20 protein-coding genes are annotated in these 22,809 nt (G+C 58.4%); 5 read left to right on the top strand and 15 right to left on the bottom strand.

The genetic code is table 11. From position 1 onward, the window contains the following. Positions 1–27 precede the first annotated feature (27 nt). On the top strand, positions 28–396 hold the full coding sequence (locus K1X75_04215; GenBank protein ID MBX7057244.1) for a high-potential iron-sulfur protein: 369 nt from the start codon (positions 28–30) through the stop codon (positions 394–396). A gap of 57 nt (positions 397–453) precedes the next feature. On the opposite strand, the gene K1X75_04210 is transcribed toward K1X75_04215, so the two are convergent. Genes K1X75_04210 through leuC form a run of 4 tightly spaced genes read right to left on the bottom strand, consistent with a single transcriptional unit; the run spans position 454 to position 3,800 of the window. Then, positions 454–1,305, bottom strand: coding sequence for a bifunctional methylenetetrahydrofolate dehydrogenase/methenyltetrahydrofolate cyclohydrolase (locus K1X75_04210; GenBank protein MBX7057243.1), 852 nt, complete (start codon positions 1,303–1,305; stop codon positions 454–456). Positions 1,306–1,342: 37 nt separating this feature from the next. Continuing rightward, positions 1,343–1,675, bottom strand: coding sequence for a hypothetical protein (locus tag K1X75_04205; GenBank protein ID MBX7057242.1), 333 nt, complete (start codon positions 1,673–1,675; stop codon positions 1,343–1,345). Between the two features lie 46 nt (positions 1,676–1,721). Beyond that, the gene (gene leuD, locus K1X75_04200; protein ID MBX7057241.1) at positions 1,722–2,366 is read right to left on the bottom strand and encodes a 3-isopropylmalate dehydratase small subunit; all 645 of its coding nucleotides are present in this window, start codon (positions 2,364–2,366) and stop codon (positions 1,722–1,724) included. 18 nt (positions 2,367–2,384) lie between these two features. Next, positions 2,385–3,800, bottom strand: coding sequence for a 3-isopropylmalate dehydratase large subunit (leuC, locus tag K1X75_04195; GenBank protein ID MBX7057240.1), 1,416 nt, complete (start codon positions 3,798–3,800; stop codon positions 2,385–2,387). 119 nt (positions 3,801–3,919) lie between these two features. Between leuC and K1X75_04190 the strand changes: the two genes are divergently transcribed. After that, positions 3,920–4,792, top strand: a complete 873-nt coding sequence (locus K1X75_04190; protein MBX7057239.1) for a LysR family transcriptional regulator — start codon at positions 3,920–3,922, stop codon at positions 4,790–4,792. Between the two features lie 5 nt (positions 4,793–4,797). Here the strand turns inward: K1X75_04190 and K1X75_04185 are convergent, their stop codons facing one another. From K1X75_04185 to rpsU, 5 genes are all read right to left on the bottom strand, one after another. Beyond that, positions 4,798–5,244 carry an acyl-CoA thioesterase gene (locus tag K1X75_04185; protein ID MBX7057238.1) on the bottom strand — a complete coding sequence of 149 codons (447 nt, stop codon included), beginning with the start codon at positions 5,242–5,244 and terminating at the stop codon, positions 4,798–4,800. Next, complete coding sequence (gene rpoD, locus K1X75_04180) at positions 5,241–6,980, bottom strand: RNA polymerase sigma factor RpoD (GenBank protein MBX7057237.1); 1,740 nt, start codon at positions 6,978–6,980, stop codon at positions 5,241–5,243. The genes K1X75_04185 and rpoD overlap by 4 nt, the downstream gene beginning before the upstream one ends. 189 nt (positions 6,981–7,169) lie before the next feature. After that, entirely contained in the window at positions 7,170–9,080 is a 1,911-nt protein-coding gene (dnaG, locus tag K1X75_04175; protein ID MBX7057236.1) for a DNA primase, read from the bottom strand. A 34-nt stretch (positions 9,081–9,114) separates the two neighbouring features. Next, the gene (locus tag K1X75_04170; GenBank protein MBX7057235.1) at positions 9,115–9,570 is read right to left on the bottom strand and encodes a GatB/YqeY domain-containing protein; all 456 of its coding nucleotides are present in this window, start codon (positions 9,568–9,570) and stop codon (positions 9,115–9,117) included. 15 nt (positions 9,571–9,585) lie between these two features. Next, positions 9,586–9,795 (bottom strand): 30S ribosomal protein S21, encoded by a 210-nt coding sequence (gene rpsU / locus K1X75_04165; protein ID MBX7057234.1) that lies wholly within the window; start codon positions 9,793–9,795, stop codon positions 9,586–9,588. Between the two features lie 322 nt (positions 9,796–10,117). Between rpsU and K1X75_04160 the strand changes: the two genes are divergently transcribed. Beyond that, a complete protein-coding gene (locus K1X75_04160; protein ID MBX7057233.1) occupies positions 10,118–10,333 on the top strand; it encodes a hypothetical protein in 216 nt (71 codons plus the stop codon). Positions 10,334–10,341: 8 nt separating this feature from the next. Here the strand turns inward: K1X75_04160 and K1X75_04155 are convergent, their stop codons facing one another. Both K1X75_04155 and K1X75_04150 read right to left on the bottom strand, forming a co-directional pair. Further along, positions 10,342–11,349, bottom strand: coding sequence for a hypothetical protein (locus tag K1X75_04155; protein ID MBX7057232.1), 1,008 nt, complete (start codon positions 11,347–11,349; stop codon positions 10,342–10,344). Continuing rightward, positions 11,273–12,172, bottom strand: coding sequence for a tetratricopeptide repeat protein (locus tag K1X75_04150; GenBank protein ID MBX7057231.1), 900 nt, complete (start codon positions 12,170–12,172; stop codon positions 11,273–11,275). The genes K1X75_04155 and K1X75_04150 overlap by 77 nt, the downstream gene beginning before the upstream one ends. A gap of 90 nt (positions 12,173–12,262) precedes the next feature. Here K1X75_04150 and dnaE point away from each other — a divergent pair, with 90 nt between their 5' ends. Then, on the top strand, positions 12,263–15,865 hold the full coding sequence (gene dnaE, locus K1X75_04145; protein ID MBX7057230.1) for a DNA polymerase III subunit alpha: 3,603 nt from the start codon (positions 12,263–12,265) through the stop codon (positions 15,863–15,865). 30 nt (positions 15,866–15,895) lie between these two features. Here dnaE and K1X75_04140 read toward each other — a convergent pair whose 3' ends face one another. Together K1X75_04140 and K1X75_04135 are read right to left on the bottom strand one after the other, a co-directional pair. Beyond that, positions 15,896–16,663 carry a hypothetical protein gene (locus K1X75_04140; GenBank protein MBX7057229.1) on the bottom strand — a complete coding sequence of 256 codons (768 nt, stop codon included), beginning with the start codon at positions 16,661–16,663 and terminating at the stop codon, positions 15,896–15,898. Positions 16,664–16,730: 67 nt separating this feature from the next. Next, positions 16,731–17,663 (bottom strand): sigma-70 family RNA polymerase sigma factor, encoded by a 933-nt coding sequence (locus K1X75_04135; GenBank protein MBX7057228.1) that lies wholly within the window; start codon positions 17,661–17,663, stop codon positions 16,731–16,733. Between the two features lie 115 nt (positions 17,664–17,778). Here K1X75_04135 and K1X75_04130 point away from each other — a divergent pair, with 115 nt between their 5' ends. After that, complete coding sequence (locus K1X75_04130) at positions 17,779–18,687, top strand: M23 family metallopeptidase (protein MBX7057227.1); 909 nt, start codon at positions 17,779–17,781, stop codon at positions 18,685–18,687. On the opposite strand, the gene K1X75_04125 is transcribed toward K1X75_04130, so the two are convergent. After that, positions 18,678–20,675, bottom strand: coding sequence for a tetratricopeptide repeat protein (locus K1X75_04125; GenBank protein MBX7057226.1), 1,998 nt, complete (start codon positions 20,673–20,675; stop codon positions 18,678–18,680). The two genes, K1X75_04130 and K1X75_04125, sit on opposite strands and share 10 nt — an antisense overlap. Further along, positions 20,672–22,672, bottom strand: a complete 2,001-nt coding sequence (locus tag K1X75_04120; GenBank protein ID MBX7057225.1) for an NHL repeat-containing protein — start codon at positions 22,670–22,672, stop codon at positions 20,672–20,674. Before K1X75_04120 ends, K1X75_04125 begins: the two co-directional genes overlap by 4 nt. Positions 22,673–22,809 lie beyond the last annotated feature (137 nt).

Here is a 22,809-nt window from a genome sequence, read left to right as displayed (position 1 = left end):
CATCAAGCTGGTACAGGCAGGTATTACATGAGCAATGAAAAGCAACTTTCCCGCCGGGATTTTCTGGTCCGCGGCGCAACAGCCGGAGTCGCCACCATCGGTTTGGCTGGCTTCCTGGCCGCTTGCGGAAAGCGTCCTGAAGAGGCTGCTGGCGGCGGAGCTGCCGCGGAATCCTGTAATGACCTTTCGGCGCTGAGCGATGCGGAAAAAGCGCAACGCTCTACGATGGTCCCAAGTCTGAAATATACCGAGCAATCCGAGGTCGCAGGACAGAGCTGCGGCAACTGCCAGCTCTATAAGGCCCCGGCTGGTTCCGGCTGCGGCGGATGCCAGCTGTTCCCCGGACCGGTTGCCAGCACCGGACATTGTATGTCCTGGGCGCCAAAAGCCGGCTAATCGCTCCGCTCTGGCGTATAAGGGCCAAAGCCGGCGCTATGAGGGCGCCGGCTTTTTTCAGGCAGTGGTCTTTTCGTTGGCGCAAGATTGTTCGGCCGAACGGACGGTGTGTTCTAATAGCATCGTAATGGTCATCGGTCCAACGCCGCCGGGCACTGGCGTAATGTGCGAAGCGCGCTGGCTGCAGCTTTCAAAATCTGCATCGCCTACGTTCCCAGGATTGTAACCGGCATCGACGACCACCGCCCCTGGTTTCAACCATTCGCCTCGCACCAGCCGCGGCTTGCCACATGCCGCCACCACAATGTCGGCGCGCGCCACGTGTTCAGGAAGCCCTTCGGTTCTTGAATGGCAAATGGTTACCGTGGCGTCTTGTTGCAGAAGCAAGGCAGCCATGGGACGGCCCAGGATGGCCGAGCGGCCCACCACTACGGCGTGACGACCGCGAAGCGGAATACGGTAAGCTTCCAGCAAGCGCATGATTCCGGCGGGCGTGCAACTGGCAAAGGAAGGAAGGCCGAAGCTCATACGCCCGAAGCCAAGCGTCGTCACTCCATCCACATCTTTTTCAATGGCAATGCGGTCAAAGGCGGCGCGTTCATCAATTTGCGGCGGCGCCGGGTGCTGCAACAGTATGCCGGCGACTCGACGATCGTCATTGAGCTGGTCAATCGTTTCCAGCAACCGCTCCGTGCTGCAATCCTCCGGTAATTCGACGCGCTGCGAATTCATGCCAATGGATTCGCAGGCCTTGGCCTTCATGCGCACGTAGGTAGCAGAAGCAGGATCGGCGCCGACCAGAATGGTCGCCAGTGTGGGCGTCCTCGCGCCGAGCTGATGCAAGCGCTGTTTCAATTCGGCGCGGATCGTTTCACTGAGCGTTTTGCCATCGAGCAACACTGCTTGCATGGCCGCCAGTAAAGCGGAGGCGCGCTCGGGGTCTATACTATTGCAGATCGAGTTGCACAGGCGGTCCGGCCGTCTGACGCGTCTGAACCACGCCCGAAGGGTTGTAAAGGCCGACAATACTGCAGTATTCATTAGCCTGCAGCAGGAAGACGCCGCCGACGGCAAAATTCTGCCTTACAGAGTGGTATTGCTCGCTGCGCAGCTCGCGCTCCAGCAGAACTCTGGCGGCCTCACAGGCGCTAACCTGTTTGCGGGCCAGACTTCCAGAATCGATGGCTTCGCTGGAAGCTCGCGCCGTCGCTCGCAAAATGAGGTCGCCGTTGTCGCCGCGCTGAACGCTCAGCCCAAGTGGAGGAATTTGCTCTTCCACACTGCCCAGGCAGGCGCCCGCAAGCGCAACAGACAACAGGGCAGCTTTAACCCGGGCCGATGCTGGCGCTTTGCGCCATTTCTGCGTAGTAAGGACGCTTTGCACGGTAGTCGCTCTCAAATCGATCAATCTCGGCGCTGCGAGTGAGGGTCAAGCCAATGTCGTCCCAACCGTTCAGCAGGCACTTTTGATGGAACAGATCGATTTCGAAGTTATAGACGTCTGCGCCGGCGCGCAGTTCAAGCTTTTCCAGATCAACGGCAATCTCGGCCCCCGGGTTGGCTTCCACCCAGTTCATGATGCTTTGAACGTCGGCGGCTGGCAGTCGCACCGGCAACATGCCGTTCTTGATGCAGTTCCCGTAAAAGATGTCGGCAAACGAGGGAGCCACAACAATTCGAAATCCGTAGTCCTCAAGCGCCCAGGGCGCATGTTCCCGGCTTGAACCACAGCCAAAATTGTCGCCAGCTACCAGCACCGATGCGCCCTGGTAGCGCTGCTGGTTCAACACAAACTCGGGATTCGGCTTGAGACCTTCGTCGTCGAGGAAACGCCAGTCATGAAACAAGTGGACGCCAAATCCCGTCCGTTCAATCTTCTTGAGAAATTGCTTGGGAATGATCTGATCCGTATCGACATCGGAGCGATTCAGCGGCAGAGCCAGTCCCTGGTGTTTTTGAAGCGCCTTCATACTGTTCTCCTTTCGATGCTACTTTGCTGCCTTGCTCAATTCTTCAGGGGCGCCAAAACGACCGAGGATCGCCGCTGTCGCCGCCAGTTCCGGGCTGACCAGATGGGTGCGGCCGCCTCGGCCCTGGCGTCCTTCAAAATTCCGATTGGAGGTTGAGGCGCAGCGCTCGCCTGGTTCCAAAATATCGTCGTTCATTGCCAGACACATGGAGCAGCCCGGCAGTCGCCATTCGAAGCCCGCCTGTTGAAAGACCTTATGCAGCCCTTCTGCTTCCGCCTGCCGTTGCACGCGTCCGGATCCGGGAACAATCATTGCGTGAACCTTGCTGGCCACGTGATGACCGCTTACCAGCGCCGCAACCCGGCGCAAATCTTCGATCCGTGAGTTTGTGCAGGAGCCAATGAACACTCGATCGATTTCAATGTCCCGAATCGGCTGGCCCGCTTGCAGGCCCATGTAATTCAGGGCCCGCGCTGCTGCTTCGCGCTGCGCCGCATCCGTCATTCGGGCAGGATCGGGTACGGCGCCGGAAAGCGGCGCCACTTGCGCCGGATTCGTTCCCCAGGTAACCTGTGCCTCGATTTCCTCGGCGCGCAATTCGACAACTCGATCGTAGACGGCATCATGATCGCTGTACAGGGTGCGCCAGTAATCAACTGCGGCGTTCCATTGATCCTGGCGTGGCGCCAGATCACGATCTTTGAGGTAGGCAAAGGTACTCTCATCCGGGGCGATCAAACCGGCGCGAGCGCCTGCTTCAATACTCATGTTACAAACCGTCATTCGTGCTTCCATGCTCAGATTGCGGATTGCTTCGCCGGCATATTCCATGACATAGCCCTGGCCGCCTCGCGTGCCGATCGTTCCAATGATTGCCAGAATGATGTCTTTGGCGGATACGCCCGCGCGCAACTTACCCTCTACTCGAACCAGCATATTTTTGGCGCGCGGTTGCTGCAGCGTTTGTGTAGCAAGGACATGCTCGACCTCGCTGGTGCCAATGCCAAAGGCCAGCGCGCCAAAGGCGCCATGAGTGCTGGTGTGCGAATCTCCGCAGACAATGGTGGCGCCTGGCAAGGTCAGGCCCAGTTCTGGTCCAATGACATGGACTATCCCCTGGTCGCGATGATTCAGATCATAGAGTTGAATGCCAAATTCTGCGCAGTTTTTTGAAAGCGTCTCCATCTGCTTCTTTGAAATATCGCCCGCCGCCCCCCAATCGCGAGAACGCGTGGAGACGTTGTGATCCATGGTGGCAAAGGTTAGATCCGGACGTCGCACTTTTCGACCGTTCATACGCAGGCCGTCAAAGGCTTGAGGACTGGTTACTTCATGAACCAGATGTCGATCAATATATACCAGCGGCGCCTGCCCTGCTGGCTCGGCTACCAGATGTTCCTGCCAGATCTTGTCGTACAGCGTTCTTCCGGCCACAATGCCACTCCCTCGGTTCGCCAACGATGACGATGCCGACTGGAAGAGAAACTAGCACAGGTCAAAGTATAAATCAAATAAGTTGTTGTTATTCTAACTATAACGTTTCGCTATAGGTCATGGAGTTCCGACAACTGCGCTATTTTCTGGAAATCGCCAGGCGCGGCGCCTTTCAGCGAGCGGCAACATCGCTTGGTCTAACCCAGCCCGCTCTCTCCAGGCAAATCGCACTGCTGGAGCGCGAACTGGGCCAGCGACTTCTGGAACGCGGACCGCGGCAGACGCGGCTGACGGGCGCCGGTCAGATAGCCGCGGAATATGCGCGGAGAATCGAAGAGGAATGGCGCGAACTGGCCCAGGCGCTGCGCGAAGAGCCCGGTCAGCTGGCTGGAGAATATTCCATATCCAGCGGAGGCACAGCCGCCGCCTATTTGCTGCCGGCCTTGTTGAAAACCATTCATCGCAAGCATCCCGGGCTTCGGCTCCGTGTTCAAGAGGGCGACGCCCTGGAAACCCGCGAGGCGCTGCTCAGCGGCGCTGTTGACCTCGGGATTCTCAGCGATGCCAGTAGCGAAAGCGATTTGGTTCGCAGCGCCTTGCGCTCCGATCGAATTGTACCGGTGGCCGCGCGCAACCATCCGCTGTTGCGGCGCAAACGACTGAAGCTCGAAGATCTTCGCAACGAGAGTTTTGTTCTCTTTCACCCCGCCTCGGCCATCCGGCGCAGTGTAGAAAAGCGCCTGCGCAGCCTGCGTCCCGGTTTTGTCATGCAGGCAACAATGGAGCTGCGCAGCGTCGAGTCGGTCATTCAAAGCGTTGAAGCAGGGTTGGGCCTGGGATTTCTTTCAGAGTTATCGCTCACCTCGCGACTGGGCGTTTTGCCATTAGCGGAGTTGTTTGTGGAGCGAAGCATCTATCTGTGTTATCGGAAAAACGCACGACCCGGCTTGTTGCGCCTGGCGGCCGCTTTGCAGGAGGCCTCGGCGGCCTGAGAGTATCAACCGGCGTCTTGCAGTTCTTTTCGAAATTGCTCGGCCAGCGGCGCAAAAGACAAAGGCAAGCGCGCTGGCCTTCCGCTATCGCGATGCACCCAGATATGATCGCTACGTCCTTCGCAGACACAGCGATCTTCCTGGTCCCACATGCTGCAGACCAGATGCAGGGTGCGCGACCCAATCTGCGAGGGCTGCAGTGTCAGTTCTAGAACCGCCGGCCATATCACCTGTGATCGATAACGTAGCTGCAGTCCGCTCATGACCAGCATTACATCTTGATTTTGATCGGCCCGAAAGCCAAGCTGAGTGGAGCGAAAAAACTCTGCCCTGACAATCTCAAAGTAGCGCGCGTAAGCCACATTGTTGACGTGGCCCAGTGCGTCCATATCGCCCCACGCCACGGCATGCCGATGGCTGAAGGCGTAGCGGCGCGGCGGAGCTTCGCTCAATCGATATAGTCCTTCAGCTTACGGCTGCGCGACGGATGCCGCAGCCGGCGCAGAGCCTTGGCCTCGATCTGGCGAATCCGTTCGCGAGTCACCTGGAAGACATAACCGACTTCCTCCAGCGTATGCGAATAACCGTCGTCCAGGCCGAAGCGCATGCGCAAAACCTTCTGTTCGCGAGCAGGCAGAGTGTTCAGCACAGTGCGAATCTGTTCCGAAAGCAATCGATGAGCCGTTGCGTTGACCGGCGATTCCACTTCGGTGTCCGGGATAAAATCGCCTAGCTCCGAATCCTCTTCCGAACCAACCGGGACCTCGAGGGAAATCGGCTCTCGTGCAACGTTCTTGACCTGCTTGACGCGCTGTACCGGCCAGCCCAGACGCTCCGCGATTTCCTCATTGGTCGGCTCGCGCCCGGTCTCCTGCAGGAAAAGACGCGTTTCACGGACCACCTTGTTGATTTGCTCGATCATATGCACGGGGATGCGGATGGTGCGCGCCTGGTCCGAAATAGCGCGCGTGATGGCCTGACGGATCCACCAGGTGGCATAAGTGGAAAACTTATAGCCCTTCTTGTATTCGAATTTGTCGACCGCCTTGATCAGTCCGATGTTTCCTTCCTGGATCAAATCAAAGAAGTGCATCCCGCGATTGGCATAACGCTTGGCAATGGAGACAACCAAACGCAGGTTCGCTTTGATCAGTTCTTTCTTGGCCTGGGCGATTTCTCGCTCGCCCTTGTTCAAAGATTCGCCCCAGCGCAGAATATCCTGGATCGGCGAACCAGCCTCCTGCTCCATTCGACGCAGCTTGCGTTCGTTGTTGCGGATATCCTTGATGACTTCGCGCACCTCGTCGATATCGACGTTCATTTCCTTTTCGATGAGGTCGAGATTCTCGTTCTTTTCAATGAAACGATTGTAAGCCTTGATCTCCCGCACATCGCGGCCGTAGCGAGCTTTGATTGTTAGAAAATGACGCTGGATTTCCTTGATGCGGAAAACCATCGACTTGATCTTTTGTGAAATGCGTTGGATCTCTTTCTGAGAAACGCCAACGCTGCGCACCGCTTCGTTAATGATAGCCCGCGCTTCATCGGCCTTCTGCTTGAACTCTCGCCATTTGCGGGAATTCTCAACGTACTTGCGCAGCCGGGACTGCGCCTCCTGCAGCTTCTTTTCTTCGACGGAGATGATCTCCATTTTTTCGAAGAAATTCTTTTCCAGCTTCTCGAGCTCCGAGGAGCTCATGTAGTAGGCTTTGTTAATGCGAACGACGTCCGAAATGCGGATCTTCCGCGATCGGATCTTGGACATCAACTTCAGGAAGTTCGCGCGCAGAAGCGACGATTCCAGTATCGTCTCCTCAATGATGTTCTCGCCGTTTTCGATGCGCTTGGCCAGGAATACTTCCTTGTCGCCAGAGATCAGGGATACCTTGCCAATCTCCTTGAGGTACAGTCGAATTGGATCGTCGCTGATCGAAGCGTTGCCCTGGTCTTTCTTTTTCTTGGCGCCCGGTCGCGTCTCTTTGCGAGGCGGAGGCGGCTCCTCAGCAGCCTTGCTGGAATACTCCTCGACGACTTCGATGCCCAGCTGGTTCAGCAGCGTGAAAACATCTTCGATTCTCTCCGAGTTGACGATCTTCTCCGGAAGATACTCGTTGATTTCGTCGTAGGTGATCTCGCCATTCGCTTTGCCTATCGAGATGATCTTTTGAATCTCAGGCAAATCCTCCATCGCCATCGCTGCTAACCCTGCTTCTCTGCCAATTTGTTGATCTTACTCAAGCCGCGTCGGCTCGCCACTCTGGCGACGATGCCGCTTGGCCGGCCAGATCTGGCAGCTGCCTGCCCGTCGCTCTATTATCGAATCCTGAAGGACCAAAAAGAAACTGCCAGTATGCGCGGAATTCCGCCGGCGGAAGAATCAGAGCGGACCAACGCTGCGTCGGCCAAACTCAAGGGCTTTCAGCTCCTTGAGCAACCGATTCCGCTCTTCCATAATCTGGGCCCTTTCCACCAAGTCGGCCACAATGTAGCGGCGGTCCAGCTCGCCCACATTTTTTTTGAGCGCCAGGATAGAGCGGTGTCGCAACAGTTCTCGCAGCGCCGCAACGGCGCGATCCGGTTCCGACTTCGAATCCCGTTGCATTCCTTCGCCGGAAAACAAAGCCAGGGCATCCGCTGGCAGCTCCAGTCGCCGTAGATCGCCCGCCGGCCAGAGTTGGCCAGTCAAGAGGCGCATTTCCAGATGACGCCAAACCCGTTCCGCCAGCGAATCCTCCAGCTCCAGACCCTTGAGCTCAGCGCTCAGCTCGGCAGCAGCGGCTGGCGCCCAGACCAGTTCTGCAACCAGCGCTCGCTCAACGCGGCTCATTGCGGGATCTACCGAAGCGGCCGCCGGCCGACTGCCTTCCTCGGCGGCTGGAGCTGGTCCTGCCGACGGCGCCACTGAGTTGCCGCCGGGCCGACTGCGCAGCGACGCGGCGTGCTGCGCTCCAAATTCCCTTCGCACTTCGCTACCATCAAGGGTCAGCAGTCGCGCGCCGGCGTCGAGCATCAGCAATCGATCGCTCTCACGCTCCAATTCCGCCGCGGAACGAAACAAGCGATCCAGGGCGCTACGCCGTTCCAGTCCGGCGGGCAGCAAATCCAGACGTTGGCCGGCATACAGCTCAGCTACAAAAGCGGCGTACTCTGGCGGCGTCAAATTCTCGGGCGCCAGCGTTGCGGCCAGATCCGGAAAGAGCCACTCCAGCAAGAGCAGCGCGTCGACGCGGACGCGGGCGGCCAGCAGCTGATCCCAGTCGGCGGGCCTCAATTGCTGCGATAAGTCAAAGGGATCTTTACCTGGAGGCAAGAGGATAGCAAAAGCCTCGGTATATCCGGCGCCCAGCGCCAGGCGGGCGAAACGCAGGGCGGCGCTTCGCCCGGCGCGATCGCCATCGAAAATTGCAATCTGTCGTTGCGCATAGCGCGCTGCCAGTGCAAGGTGTTCGGCAGTGACGGCAGTTCCAAGCGGCGCGACGACGTACCCCAGACCGGCTTGCGCCAGACCGATTACATCCAGGTAGCCCTCCACAAAAAGGCACTCGCCTCGGGTGCGAATGGCGGCGGCAGCCTGATGCAATCCATAGAGCGTTCGACCCTTGTGAAAGACCGGCGATTCCGGCGAATTTACGTACTTGGCCGGACTTTCATCGCCAGGCAAAATGCGTCCGCCAAAGGCAGCAAGGCGTCCGGCGGCGTCATGGATCGGGAACATCAATCGTCCGCGAAAGAAGTCGTAGACATCGCCGCGCTCGTTACGGCGCAACAGTCCCAGCTCGAGGGCCTCGTCGCGGCGCTCGACCAGCATTTGCGACAGCCAATCCCACTGCCTTGGCGACGCGCCCAGTTCGTACCTGGCCGCCATTTCGGCGCCGATGCCCCGTTCACTCATGTAGCGGCGAGCTTCAACGCCCTGATCGCTTTGCAGGAAGTCAGTAAAACACTTACTGGCTGTTCGGTTGGTAGCAAACAATCGCTCCCTTGGATCATTGCCTTGCGTTGATTTTGGTCGTTCGATGCCGGCAAAGCGGGCCAGCGTATCCAGCGCTTCTGGAAACGTGGATCGATCCATTTCCATTGCAAATGCAATCAGGTCGCCGCCCTTGCCGCAGCCAAAGCAATGAAACAGACCGCGTTCCGGATTCACAGTAAAGGATGGCGTCTTTTCTTTGTGAAATGGGCACAGGCCCTTGTAGGTCTTACCGGCCTTGCGCAGCGCAGTATAGCGGCCGATGTAAGACTCGATGGGGACAGCCTGCAGGACCTGCTCTTTGAAGTCGGCTGCCATTTGACTTATCCGGCTTTACGGCGCCGGCCGCCGTTCAAGATTGCAAACGCTTCTGAACCAGGGACTTCACTAATGCGCCGTCTGCATTCTGACCTTTGAGGCGGCCCATGACCTGCCCCATAATCTTTCCCGTATCCGCCGCCGATGCGCCGGCGTTGGCGGCCAGGACCTCAGCAATTACCTGTTCAATAGCATCTGCAGATAAGGAGGGCGGCAGGTAGCGCTCCAGAACCGCCATCTCGGCCTTTTCCTGAGCGGCCAGCTCGGCGCGACCGCCCTTCTCGAATTGTTCAATCGATTCCCGACGACGCTTGATGCCGCGTCGCACCAGCTCCAGCACCTTTTCGTCCGTCAGCGATTCTGCGCCGTCGCGCGTCAGCTCGTACTGGATGTCCGATTTGAGCATGCGCAGCGTGGATAGTTCCACTTCGCTGCGCGCCTTCATTGCTGCCAGCAGGTCTTTTTGTATTGTCTCACTTAGAGTGGCCACAGCCGCCCTCGTTTTCTAGACTTTGTCCTTCTTCAGCATCATCATCCGCTTCTTCTCGCGCTTGCGGACGGCGGCCTCGCGCTTGCGCTTCCGGCGATCGGAAGGCTTTTCATAGTATTCGCGACGCTTGATCTCCGATTGAATGCCGGCATTGACACACTCGCGCTTGAAACGCTTCAGTGCTGCGTCGATTGACTCGCCATCTTTTACGGTAATTCCAATCATTCCCCACTCCGGCCTGCGGGCCCCGTGCTTTCCCTCTGCAAACCGCCACAATCGTCGCCGCCCGCCTGGCGGTCAAGCGGCATAATCCCCGTCCGATGCCGGCCAGCGCCGCCCGTTGCCGCCGGAAGCCCCCCGCTGTCGGCGTCGGATTCGGGCGCCGGCGGAGGGGCCCGGCGCCCCGGCCAGGGTTCTTACTACGTAGTACTAAATATATGTAATGCTACGTCGCTGCTTTTCCCGCGGCGTTTACTTTTTTGCTGCACTTCCGCGCCAATCGTACCGTTAAGTTGATCAGACATAATACGCTGCTGGGAGCCGCCGAATGAGAGTTACCGATAACGAGTTTCGCAAACAACTACGCCAGTACATCGACTTCAGAGGAATCGACATCATCCTGCACCTGCGCGACGGCGCCGTGGTGGAACTGGACAAGAATCGCTGCATGGAAGGCGATGTCGTCATACAGAACAATCGCATTGGAGTACGGGCCAGCATCCACATTGCCGAAATTCGGCGCGCTGAATTCTTTGCCGCCTGAGTGGGCAATCAACGCGATTGGCGAAGTCGACGCAGGAGATCCAGGTCGGCTTCGTCCAGCGCGCCTAGCTTGAGAAATTCCTGCATTACCAGATCCGCCGCCGGCCCCTGCAATTTCAATTGCAGCGAATAAATGAGGTCCAGAAGGCGCGATCGCCGCTCCGCGGAGGGGGTCTCCGCGGCCAGACGGCGGATTTCTTCCAGTGAACTTGCCTGCTGCCGGAAGAACTCTTCAAATTGCTGCAGCGTCCGCTGCACTTCATCAGGCAAATGGTGCCGCAGGGCGATGGGCAAGTAGGCGGAATGCTCTTCGGTAAAGCGTTCAAAGAAGCGCGACGCCGGAATCAATGCCAGCAGATCGGGGGATTTTTCCAGCAGTGCGTCCATGGCCGCACAACGCAGATTGCGGCTGGCATATGCGACAAGCCCCAGGGCTACAGCACGGTTGCGCTGCAATATGCCAGAGAGCGCCGCTGACCGTCGCAGAGGCGGTACGCTTTCCAGCGCGGCCAGCGGCCGCGCGGCGCCTCCCCCTGTCGCGGCCATCTGCAGCACATGAGCTACGCAGTCCGGCAACGGTCCCGCTGCTGGCGGTCGGTCCACGAGATCCAGAAAGAGCGAGAAATCCAGAAAGTCCCTGCCATCGCGAGCCGCAGCGGCAATCTCCCCGATCAATGCGCCGCGCAGCTCTTCCTCAGCGATGTAAATGAGCGAGTGGTCCGTCAGGCGATCGAGCAGTTCGCGGGCCCGGGTGCGGTCCGAAACGCTCAGCAAAAAGATTATGAAGTCCGAATATTTTTCAACAAAGCGTTCAATGACCGATTGGTCAAGCTGGCAGATAGCGCTATGCGAACGTCGCAATTGCACCAAGCTCATGGTGTGGAAGACCGCCGCCGCCCTTTCCAGTTCTTCCGATGTATCCAGGGTTGTATCAGCGCCATCAATCGGCGCCGCCTCCCGAGCTGGAAAAAAGATCCGCTTCGCCGCCGAGACTCGATAGCGACTCCATTTCGGCAATGTAGCCGCGAGCCAGATCCGACCAATCAGAATCGGGATCCAATCGTAAATAACTTTGCAGGCATTCGGTAGAATATTCCAGGTAGCGCAGATTGTAATATAGCAGGCCAAGATTGTAATAAGCCTCGGGAAACTCGGGGTCCAGCGTCAGACAGCGCTGGAAGCAGCGAATGGCGGCGGCAAAGCGCTTCTCCCGAAAATGAATGTTGGCAGAGTTGTAGATAGCCTCGACGCAGTTTGGTTCGAGCTCCAGCGCGGCGTCATAGTAGCGAAGCGCATCAGCGTAGCGCCGGAACTCAAAGCAGAGATTGCCGAATTCGATCAGCGCCGCGAGGTGGTCGGGGCGTATCCGCAGCAGGCGCTCCAGAGCGCGGCGGATGCGCTGAAAATCGCCGCTCTCCATTTCGCGCAGATACTCGCCCTCCAGCTCTTTGAGTTCAGCATTCTCTGCCAGCTGCTGCGATCCCGGAAAAACCAGCAATTGACTGCGCTGGTAAGGCAGAAACATCTGGCCGGTTTCCAGTTGTACCAATCGATCCGCCTCACGGTGCAACAGGTCCAATCCAACCAGTTCCAGATTGCTGCTCCAATCAGCGCTGGCCGGCGACTGGTCCTGTATCTTCAGGCTGCGAATTGCCCGGCGAATACGCTGCAGGGAAAGACCGCGCTCCCGGCAGGCGGCGATAAAGCGAATCCGAACCAGATCCTGAAAGTCCAGGCCCCCGGGACCCGGACTCAAGAGTCCGGTTTTCCTCCAATATAGGAGCTGATGGACTGGCGCTCCCAGTCGCTGGGCCGCAAGGCGAAGTGCCAGAGCGCTCACGCCCTTCTGGCCTCCCATTTTTTTTCCGGGCTGGATGCTTGCAGCGGACCATGCCCCTGGCCATTATGTCCCCTGGACCCGGAAGCGCTCATGCCCGCTGACATCTCAACCCCTCCCGCCGCAGCACAAGATTCGGACGGTTTGAAGTTTGCGCATCTGCACCTGCACACATCGTATAGCCTGCTGGATGGCGCCATTCGAATCGACTCGTTGATGCGTCATGTTCGTGAACTTGGCATGAACAGCGTCGCCATGACGGATCACGGCAACATGTTTGGCGCAGTCGAGTTTTATCGGGCGGCAGTCAAACACGGAGTAAAGCCGATCATTGGTTGTGAGTTCTACGTCGCGCCTGGCAGCCGTAAAGAAAAAAAGCACGTCGAGCGTCTGGCCGACGGCAACAACTACCATCTGATTCTGCTGGCAGCGAATCGGGAAGGCTACGCAAACTTGATCCGACTGGCCAGTCGCTCCTATACGGAGGGCTTCTACCGCAAGCCACGTATTGACTACGCTTTGCTTTCCGAGCATTCGCAAGGTTTGATCTGTTTGACTGCCTGCCTTGGCGGCGAGGTTCAGAGCAAACTGCTTCATGGACAACAAGACCAGGCCCAGAGCGTCGCCGGCAAGTTGCTGGATATTTTTGGCCGTGATCGCTTCTTTCTGGAAATCCAGAAGCATGGTCTGCCTGAGGAGGAGCTTGTATTCAAGGGCAACCTTGAGCTGGCGCGTCGCAATGGCATGAAACTGGCGCTGACCAATGACGCTCACTTCCTGCGTCGCCAGGATCAAGCGGCCCAGGATATCCTGTTGCGCATCAACCAGAAGAAGACCATCGAGGATCCGCTGCAATTCGGCTTCAACTCCGAGTTCTATGTCAAGTCGCCGGCCGAAATGGCCCTGCTCTATCCCGGCGCAATGGAGGCCTTTCACAATACTGCGCTGATCGCAGAGATGTGCGATCTGCAATTTGACTTTGGCAATCCGCTCTTGCCACGCTTCGAAACGCCGCCCGGTCACAGTCTTGACAGTTACATGCGCGAACTGGCCTGGCAGGGGCTGGAAAAGCGATACAATGGCCAGATCAGTCCGGCGGTTCGCGAACGATTTGAATTTGAGTACGGCGTAATCAGCAGTATGGATTTCGCCGGCTACTTCCTGATTGTTCAGGATTTCATCAACTGGGCCAAGCGCAACGGCATCCCGGTTGGTCCAGGGCGCGGCTCTGCTGCGGGTAGCCTGGTCGCCTTTGCCCTGGGAATCACCGACATCGATCCGCTGCGCTATGGACTGCTTTTTGAACGCTTCCTGAACCCGGACCGCAAGGAGATGCCGGATATTGACGTCGATTTCTGCGCTGATCGGCGTGAAGAAGTCATCAACTACGTACGCGAGAAATACGGGGCCGATCGTGTAGGTCAGATCATTACCTACGGAACGATGGCTGCCAAGGCCTGCCTCAAGGATGTCGCCCGCGTCCTGAACATACCTTTCGACGAGGCCAACAATCTATCCAAGATGTTCCCGGATGTATTGAACATCTCCTTACAGGAAGCGCTGGACAGCTCCAGCGAACTCAAAGCCTATTCGGAGCGCGGCGAGACACAGCGTCGCCTCTTTGAAGTAGCGCTGACCCTGGAAGGCAATGTCCGTCAAACCGGCGTCCATGCGGCCGGCGTTGTCATTGCACCGCAGCCTCTTGAGGACCTTGTACCCCTGGCAACGGTGGCGGCGCGCGCCGGCGAAAAGGGCGCCGAGCGGGTCCAGGTTACGCAGTATGACATGAGCGCCCTGACCGACGTCGGTCTGGTCAAGATGGACTTCCTCGGGTTGCGAAACCTGACAATCCTGGATCACGCTTTACGTGGAATCCGTCAACGGCTGGGCGAAGAAATCGATCTGCAAACCATCGCTCTCGATAACGCCAAAGCCTACGAGTTGCTCGGTCGCGGCGAGACCACCGGCGTTTTCCAACTGGAATCCAGCGGCGGAATGCGCGAATTTGTAATGCGCATCAAACCTTCTCGATTTGAAGATCTTGTAGCTCTGATTGCACTTTTTCGGCCGGGGCCGCTGAAGGCCGGGATGGCCGAATCTTTTATCAACCGCAAGAAAGGCCGCGAGAAGGTCGACTATCCACATGCCGATTTGCGCGAGTGCCTGGAAGATACCTACGGGGTCATCGTATATCAGGAACAGGTGATGCAGATATCACGCATCATCGGCGGCTTTACCGCCGGTCAGGCCGATGCCCTGCGCAAAGCCATGGGCAAGAAGATTGCCGAAAAAATGGCTGAAATGCGTTTGAAATTCGTGGAAGGCGCCCGCCAGCGAGGCTATGCGGAGAAATTCGCCAGCGATCTTTACGACCAAATGGCTAAATTTGCGGAGTACGGCTTCAACAAGAGCCATTCGGCTGCTTACGCGATGGTCGTTTACCAGACCGCGTATTTCAAGGCCAACTATCCGACCGACTATATGTGCGCCGCTCTCAACTCGGCCATTGGCAAGGCGGAGGATGTCATCCCCTACGTTCTGGCATGCAAAGCAATGGGCATTGAATTGCTGGCGCCGGATGTCAACGCCAGTGAAGTCTCCTTCAGCGTGGTCCGTGATGGCGCCATACGCTACGGACTTGGCGCCATCAAGAACGCCGGAATCCCAGCCATGGAGACCCTGGTTGAGGCTCGCAAGACAGCGCCGGCTGGCGCTTTTGAATCCTTTTTCCAATTTGCAGAACTTGCCGATCTACGGCTTTGCAACCGCCGGGCAATCGAGTCGCTGGTGCAGGCCGGCGCTTTTCAAAGCCTGGGCTATACGCGCAAGGCGCTGCTGGCCAGCGTAGAACTGGCCATGACCCACGGCCACCGCATCCAGCAAGATCGCCTGGCAGGTCAGGATTCGCTTTTTGGAGCGCTGCCCGGCGCCAATCAGGAAGTCCACGAGCCAGTGCCGCGCGGAAAAGATGCCCTGGAATTGGAACAAAATGAATTGCTGCGACTTGAGAAAGACGTGCTTGGATTCTATTTCAGCGGGCATCCGCTCAAGCGCTTCGAACAAACGCTGAAGCGGATCAAAGCAGCTCCCATTGAACGACTGGGCGAACTGGCATCTGGAGCGCGCGCTGAAATTGCTGGAGTGATCAATGACATCCAGTTGCGACTGACTCAGAAGGGAAAGGAGATGGCTCGACTGAAAATCGAGGACCTGACCGGTACAATCGAAGCGGTGGTTTTTCCGCAAGCCCTGGAGCGAGTACGCAAGGACCTCCAGAAGGACCATCCGCTCTTTTTCAGCGCCATCGTAGAGAAACGAGAGGAAACAGGGACGCCGTCAGTTATTGTTGAAGGCGTTCGCGCCCTGGATCAGGAACTGTTGCAGGAACGGCAGGAGAAGGCGCTGCATCTGAAGCTCAGCAGTGCGGCGCTTGATGCCGCCTGCCTTGGGCAACTGCAGGCAATACTGCGCAATCACCGCGGCGCTATTGGCGTCTACTTCCATCTCATGGATCGCGGCGAAGAAAATCCTACTGTAATTCGAGCCCACGATAGTTTTCGGGTGCGCTACAGCCAGGAATTGCGCGATAGTCTGGCGGCGATGGAACAGATTCGCGCCATTTACTTTTCCACTGGCGGTCAGATTACGGAGCTTTACGCCAGCGCCTCTGCGCCTTCCCTGACTGTAAATAGCTGAAAACGTTTGGCAGCGCGATGCCAGCGGCGGTCAGGCCTCGATCCAGAAAACAAGCGTCCGATCCAGGCCGCCGCTCAACTGCAATTCGTACTGGCCGGCGCTCAGTTTAGCAAATTCCACTTCTATCGCGCCATTTGACTGACGGGAATCAATCATTCGACCATCCCGACGCAATTCGATGCGGGTAGCGCTGGGCGCCGCCGCGGAAAGCTGAAGTGTAACGCTGCTTTCAGATTCGCGCAGCAAGCTGTAGCTCAGTCCTGCCTTGTCTCCGCTGCGCGTACGCGCTTGATCCATGAGTTCTACGCGGCGCAAGGTTTCGGCAAGCGCTGGATTTCGGACAGCGACCGGCGCTGCGTTTTCCAGGGAGAGGCCGCTGAGGACCTGTCGGATTGCGCGCAGGCCGGCGCCTGCCAATTCAATGATCAGATCTGGCGTTTTCCGAGGGGGAGTTTCGACTCCAAGGCCGCGGTCCACCGCGGCCGCAAGAGCTTCCGGCAGTGGCGCCAATTCTCCGGCCATTCGTCGCTTGAGTTCCAGGATACGCTGCATTGTGACCATTTGCGCCGAAGTCAGCGGCGGCAGCTGCTCCCCTCTGGAAAGTGCATCGGCCATTGCGGCCAGCGAATCATCCTCGGGCAACGCCTGCTCGGAGGCCAGAGCGGAAAGAGCGGCAAGGCCCTCTTCCAGCCGGAAGAGCCGGGCCCGGGCGCGCCCATCCTCCGCCGCCCGATCATAGGCCGTATCAGGCTGCTCAAGCAATTGTTGAAGCCACTGCTCCCAGGACTCGCCGCTCATGATTCGCTCCGAACACTCATCGATTCTATCTATTTTAGACGTAACTTTTTTGCGGCGCCCTGGAAAATTATGCGCCCTGTATGGCGGCGCGCCCGCCGCGCAACCGCTCCAGGGTGCGCATCATCTGCACCGAAACAGAGCCTTCCGGCAGCTTCAGGAGCTGTCCGATCAACTTGTACGGCGTTCGTACGATAAAACGTCCCCGGCCTTTTCGCAATAGAAGACGGTCCCGCTGCGCATATTTCTTACCGATCGACCGTTCAATCCGTTCCAGTTCGCCCGCGTCGTTTCCGCGCTCGGTATCCGCCTGGGAAAGAAGGCGATCTCTCTTTTGCTTGAGATCACGAATCGAAAGATAGAGCGAGGTAATCTTGTCTTCGGCGCCCAGGTTCTTCAGCTCTCGCTCCGACAGTTCATGGCGCAAATCCGCAAGCTGACGCAGCAGATCTGTCTGGCTCAAGCCGCTGCGCGAGAGGGCATACTGCAGCTCGTCATCTTGCAGCTCCATATAGTAAATAAAACTCAACTTAAAAACGATTCGCAATTCGATGGGCAGGCCGCCAAGCCGTTCGCCGAGTTCGGCCGGCAAAGGATCCTCGTCATCGCCAAGGCTGCGCGGATCGGGCGCCAGCTCGATGCTACGCACTTCGTTGCCGCGTTCATCACTGCGACTGACGTTGACTGTGTCCACTTCACGGATCGTTCGCATCCAGTCGATCACCAGGTTGCGCAGAACAGTATAGAACCACGTGCGAAAGCTCGATCGGCCCTGAAAGGAGCGGAACCGACCGCCATCCTTGAGGCGTTCGAATGCATACAGAAAAAAATCGGAACCGGCGTCCTGGTCGAGATGAAAAACCTTGATCGGGAAATTGTAGATGTCTTCGGCAAAGCGGTCAAAGAAGGTCCGCAGCGCCGCACGGTCGCCCTGGCCGCAATGCGCAACCAACTCGCCTACTTCGCGCGCTGCTTCTGCAGCTTCTTCTTCGGCCTCGGACACTGCTGACGGCTCGCCTGGGTTGCCTGCCGAAATCCGCTTGTATAGATTCCGGCGCGGCCGCAACTAGTCGTTCATGCGCGCAGGTCGCTGTCCAGGACTTTTTAGGAGGACCGTTGTGCTGCGGTCGGCGGCAGGACTGGCAACGCTTCTGGGCTTTTCGCTCTCCGTCGGGGCGCAGCAAGCGCCTCGATTCCGTTGGCCGCTGATCAAGGGCGAATATCCCGAACTGCGCGGTCTGACTTCGACCTTTGGCGAATCGCGCAATGACCGCTTCCACAGCGGCCTGGACATAGCAGGCCAGGGTGATCCAGTGCATCCGGTTGCCGCCGGCCGCATCCTGTTTACGCGCTACCGCGGCGATAGCCCCTTTCGCTCCGAACCGGGTCCGGGCAATGCTGTTATCCTGGACCATGGCGGCGGCTACTGGAGCGGCTACTTCCACCTGCGCGACCCGGAACAGCCGCCGCAACGCAGCGGAACGGTTCAGCCGCAAACAGTGCTGGGGCGGACCGGCAATACCGGACACAGCGGCGGTCCGCACCTTCATTTCTTTATCGCCGCGGACTGGGGCCAGCGTATGCTCAATCCCCTGCAGTTGTTGCCGTCCGCCGCCGACAGGAATGCGCCGATCATCGGACAAATTGCCATCGTAACACCCAATGGTACGACGCTGGTGTCGCATGGACGAACCGAGCACATCCGACTGACGCGTCGCTATCCGATCCTGATTACAATCATCGATCCAGGACTGGAGCCCTTTACGCGCCGCGGTGTGTTTGCGCTTAGCTGGCAGCTGAACGAAGAAACCCGTCGGAGTATGCGCTTTGATGAACTACGGCTGAGCGCGGACGGCTGGCTGCTTGGCGGGAAACGATCCTTTGACCAGGTCTTCCAGCATAACCTTTACAATCTGGGCGATCTGGACTGGAAGGCCGGCGCCAATCGACTGCGCGTCGAGGCCAGCGATCTGGCCGGCAATAAAAGCGAAGTTGAATTTGATATTCAAGTCGACCGTCAATTTTGAGAAGGAGGCGCCGGAACGGAAAGATCTCCATTTTCGTACTGTTCGGCGTCGCCCTGTACGGAAACGGCGCGGCTCAAATAGGCAGATACTTCGACAAGCTTGATGCGGCCAAGCTGACGCCCATTGCGCATTACATTGAATTGCTGGTTGGCTGCCGCCCCATCGACGCTCCCCACGTTGAGGTAGATCGAGCCAGGATCATTGCGCACGATAACAGCGCGCAGCACTATGGCATCCACAATGCGTCGTGAACATAGCGAAGCCAATTCTGTCAGTGCGTCGCGGCCGCTTTGCTGCAACGCGAAACCGCTCACGCGGGCGCCTGAGGCCTTTTCGATCAGTTCAACCTGCAGGCGGATCGCATCGCCTCCCGAACGCTGGTAGGCGCCATGCACAATATAATCCACGTGCTGCGAACTTCGCTCCTCAATCTCTTCTATTAGCGATGTTCGCTCCGGACGATAGAGTACGCCGGCTGGTCCCGAACTCAAGCCCTGCATTTCGGCAAGCGCTCGCACCGCTGAACGAAAAGAAGCCGGTGCGGCCATGGCTCGGGCATCTCGCCCAAGCTCGAACAGAATGGCGCTGGCTATGCGCAGACCGGCGTCTGGAAGCGAAGGAAAGCTTTCCTTAGGAGTGAAATCAAAAACGTAGATCCGACGCGGAGTGCGCGAATAGTTGCCTCGTTCTGGTTCCAGCTCGCGGGCCAGGAGTCCGCTGCGGTAGGAAAGGTATCGTCTGCGATCGGACAGGGCCGCCTCCAATCGGCCGCGGACGCCCGCATCCTCAGGTCGAAGCCGACGCAATCTCTCCAGTGATTGCACAAAACGCTCGTAGTTCCCCTGGCGACGAAATTGCTCAAGCTGCTCGCGCAGGGCGCGTTCATCCATGGGGTCCAGCGCCAGCGCACGTCGTACGTGTGCCTGAACGAGATCCAGACGTCGCAAAGCGCGCGACCTTTCGGCGCGGGCCACGCGACGTCTGGCCAGCTCGCGACGTAATGGATGCTGTGGCGGGAAGAAATCGGGATTGGCCAGCGCCGCCTCCTCCAGCGTAAATCCGGCAAGCAGATGGCCCGGGTCGCGGCCAAGGGCGCGCTGCAGCTTCTCCACAGCCTCCGTCGCGCGTCCTGCGGCAAGCTCAACCACGGCTGCTGCGTACAATGCGTCTGCGGACTGGCCGACGCTGTTATCCAGTCGTTGCAATGCCTGCTCGGAGTCGCCCAGCTGAAGCTCAAGGTCCGCCAGCTGACGTTGCAGCGCCGGGTCTTCGGGAGCAAGACGCGCAGCGGTTTGAAATGCCTCGTGGGCCATTTGCAGCAGACGACGACGCTCCGCGCCATCGTTACTCCCTTCGGCCTCTGCCAGGCGCAAGCGTCCCTCGGCAGCCGGTATGGCCGGCAATCCCGGATTGATCTGTCTGGCGCGGTCCAGCAGCCTTTGCGCCTCGCCAAGGCGGCCGCGATCCGCGTAGACCATCGCCAACCCGGTCATCGCGCCGGCATGGGCCGGCGAAAGCCGTAACGTGCGTTGAAAGAAGGACTCGGCCAGGGTCGCTGCGCCGCGCGCTCGATAGAGCAATCCCAGAGAATAGTTGTTTTCGATATTGGAAGGGTCGCGTTTGCGCACCTCCATCAATTGTTTCTCAGCCGGCGCCAGCTCGCCCAGGCGAATATGCGCCTCGGCCAGTCGGATCCTGGAATTGAGATCGCCTGGCGCAAGCTGCACAGCCTGCGCCAGATGCTCCCGAGCGCGTTCGTTCTGTCCAAGACCCAGACAGGCCTGACCGGCGCCGGCCTGAGCGCGGGCCGAGGCCGGATTGCGTTCGATGGCCTGGCGGAAGCTGTAAAGCGCGGAGCGAAAATCGCCCGCTGACAGGGCGCGCTCGCCGTCCTGCATCAACCGCAGCGCACTCTGGGCCGTTTCACCTTGCAGCGGTACGCTTAGCAGAGCAATCAAAAGTAATGGCGCCAGACGGATTGGACTCATTGCGGTCGCTCCGGGATGATGTATCCAGAATCGGCCAGGCCCGCCGAATCTTGAAAGGAGGCCTCTACGCGAATATCCACGTAGCGCCCGGAGAGGCTGGCCTCCATCGCCGAACGATAAGTAAGAATATAGCGTTGATCAATTCGTTTGCGCAAGATCTCGTCAATCGCGCTTAGAGCCGACTCGTCAAAACCGCGGTAATAACGACCGCCGGTTGCGCGCGCCAGATCGCTGTAATCGGCGATGGTCTGCAGCCGTGCGCCTTCATCCGCCTCGCCCTCAAAGCTGATCACATCAATGGCCACGCCATTGGCCCTCGCGTATTGGCCAATCCGCTGCAGGGAATACTGATTGAAGGCGCCTTCAATACGTTTGCCGGAAACCAGCAGGATGACGCTGCGCGGTCCAATCTCGCGGCTCAAAAGGGCGGTTGATTCGTACAGCGCCTTGCCAAGATTTGGCGACTCCGCCGTCTCGCCGCTTTGTAACAATCGCAGCATGCGAAGACGCTCGAGGCCCTGGTAGACCTGGCGCACCTGTTCGCCGGCGCGCACCAGCGTCATTTGGTCGGCCACGCGCAGCGGGTCCAGCAGCGGACGAAGCGTATTGGGCAATTGCGCGGAGTAGTTTTGCTGGAACTGCGGGCTGTTTTCCACGGCCAGAACGGTCAAGCGACGACGGTTGTAGGGCGCCGTATTGTCTGCGCGAATGCCTGGTATCCGGCGATCGTTCTCAAACAACCGAAATTCACTGCGCTCGAGGCCGCGGATATTGGACCCCAGGCGATTGTTCACCGTCAGGAACACGCCCATTTTCGGAAAATCGCGGCTCTCAACGCGCTGGATGCGCATATCCAGATTGGAAATGCGCAATCCCTCGCGGGTTAGCATTACAAAGCGATTTGCATCATAGTCCGCAACCAGCATTCCGCCAAGCGCGTCGCCGCGGGCGGCGTGGGCGCGTCGATAGAGCAAGGGTCGGTCGTCGTGGTCGCGGGAAGACTCCGGCCAGGTCCAGGCGCGGTCTTTCAAATTGTAGAAGATCGGTCCGTTCCTTTCATCGCATACGATCAAAGTGTCGCCGCTCAGACTGAGTCCGACAGGCGCTGGAATTTTTTCGTGCTGCAACGTTTCCAGGTAGTTGCCTTCGTGATCGTAGACCAGAACGCGCCCATCCTCGCGATCGGCAACGTAGAGTTCGCCTTCCGAACTGGCCGCAAGACCCAGCGGCATTCGCAGCGGAGCGCCGACGCCGTCCGTTGTGATAGTCAGCAGGCGTTTACCGGCATGATCAAACTTCTGGATGCGATGATTGCCTGAATCGGAAACATAAATGGCATCGGCGGCGACTGCAATTCCCGCCGGGCCAAGCAATGCGTCCGGTCCGACCCCGTGCTCGCCAAAGGCCCCTGCGTTGCCGCCGGCAAGGTCAAAAACGCGAATGCGGTCGGCGCTGAAGTCGGCGACGTAGAGTCGTCCGTCGAACAACTGCATTGCGACCGGACCTTTCAGGCGATCGTAAAAAGGGCCGCGTATTTCAGATTCAATTTCTCCGCCGGGAGAGACAACCAGTATGTTGGCCGATTCAAATGAGAGCAGATAAGATCGATTTCGTTCATCGATTGCCACATCTGCAGGCCGTGCAAAGCTATGTCCGGACCATGAATGCGGACGAAAATCGCGTACAAAAGAATAGGGACCTGGATCGCGATACTCATTCAGCGAGAAACGCAATAGCTCGCTGCGTTGACGCACCAGCGGATAGGCGCCCTGAGAAAGTTCGTCCAGGAACTCCCACTGCTCGAGGGCGGCATTCCAGTCGCCGGAATAGTAGTAAGCGTCTCCCAGATAGCGACGCGCCAGGTGAAACTGTGGCTGGACATCCAGAGACTTGTAGAGAAACTCGCGCGCCGCAACATACTGCTGGCCATGGTAGAAGGACAGCGCCTTGACAAAAAGTTCGCGCGCCCGCTCCTCCCGAATCCGAAAACGAGGCACTTCCTGAGCGGCAAGGCCGCCGAGGCCGAGCGCCAGCAGCGCAAGAATAGCCAGCCCCGCAGCCAGAATGCCTCCAACCGCTAATCGCCGAGATCTTCGGGCACGCCGCTGGCGCCGCCCGCTGCCCTGGGGCTGTC

It is taken from the genome of Leptospirales bacterium, assembly GCA_019694655.1.
Taxonomy (GTDB): Bacteria; Spirochaetota; Leptospiria; order Leptospirales; family Leptonemataceae; genus SSF53.
The sequence above is the reverse complement of the archived record's forward strand: the minus strand, read 5'-3'. Positions and strand labels throughout refer to the sequence as shown.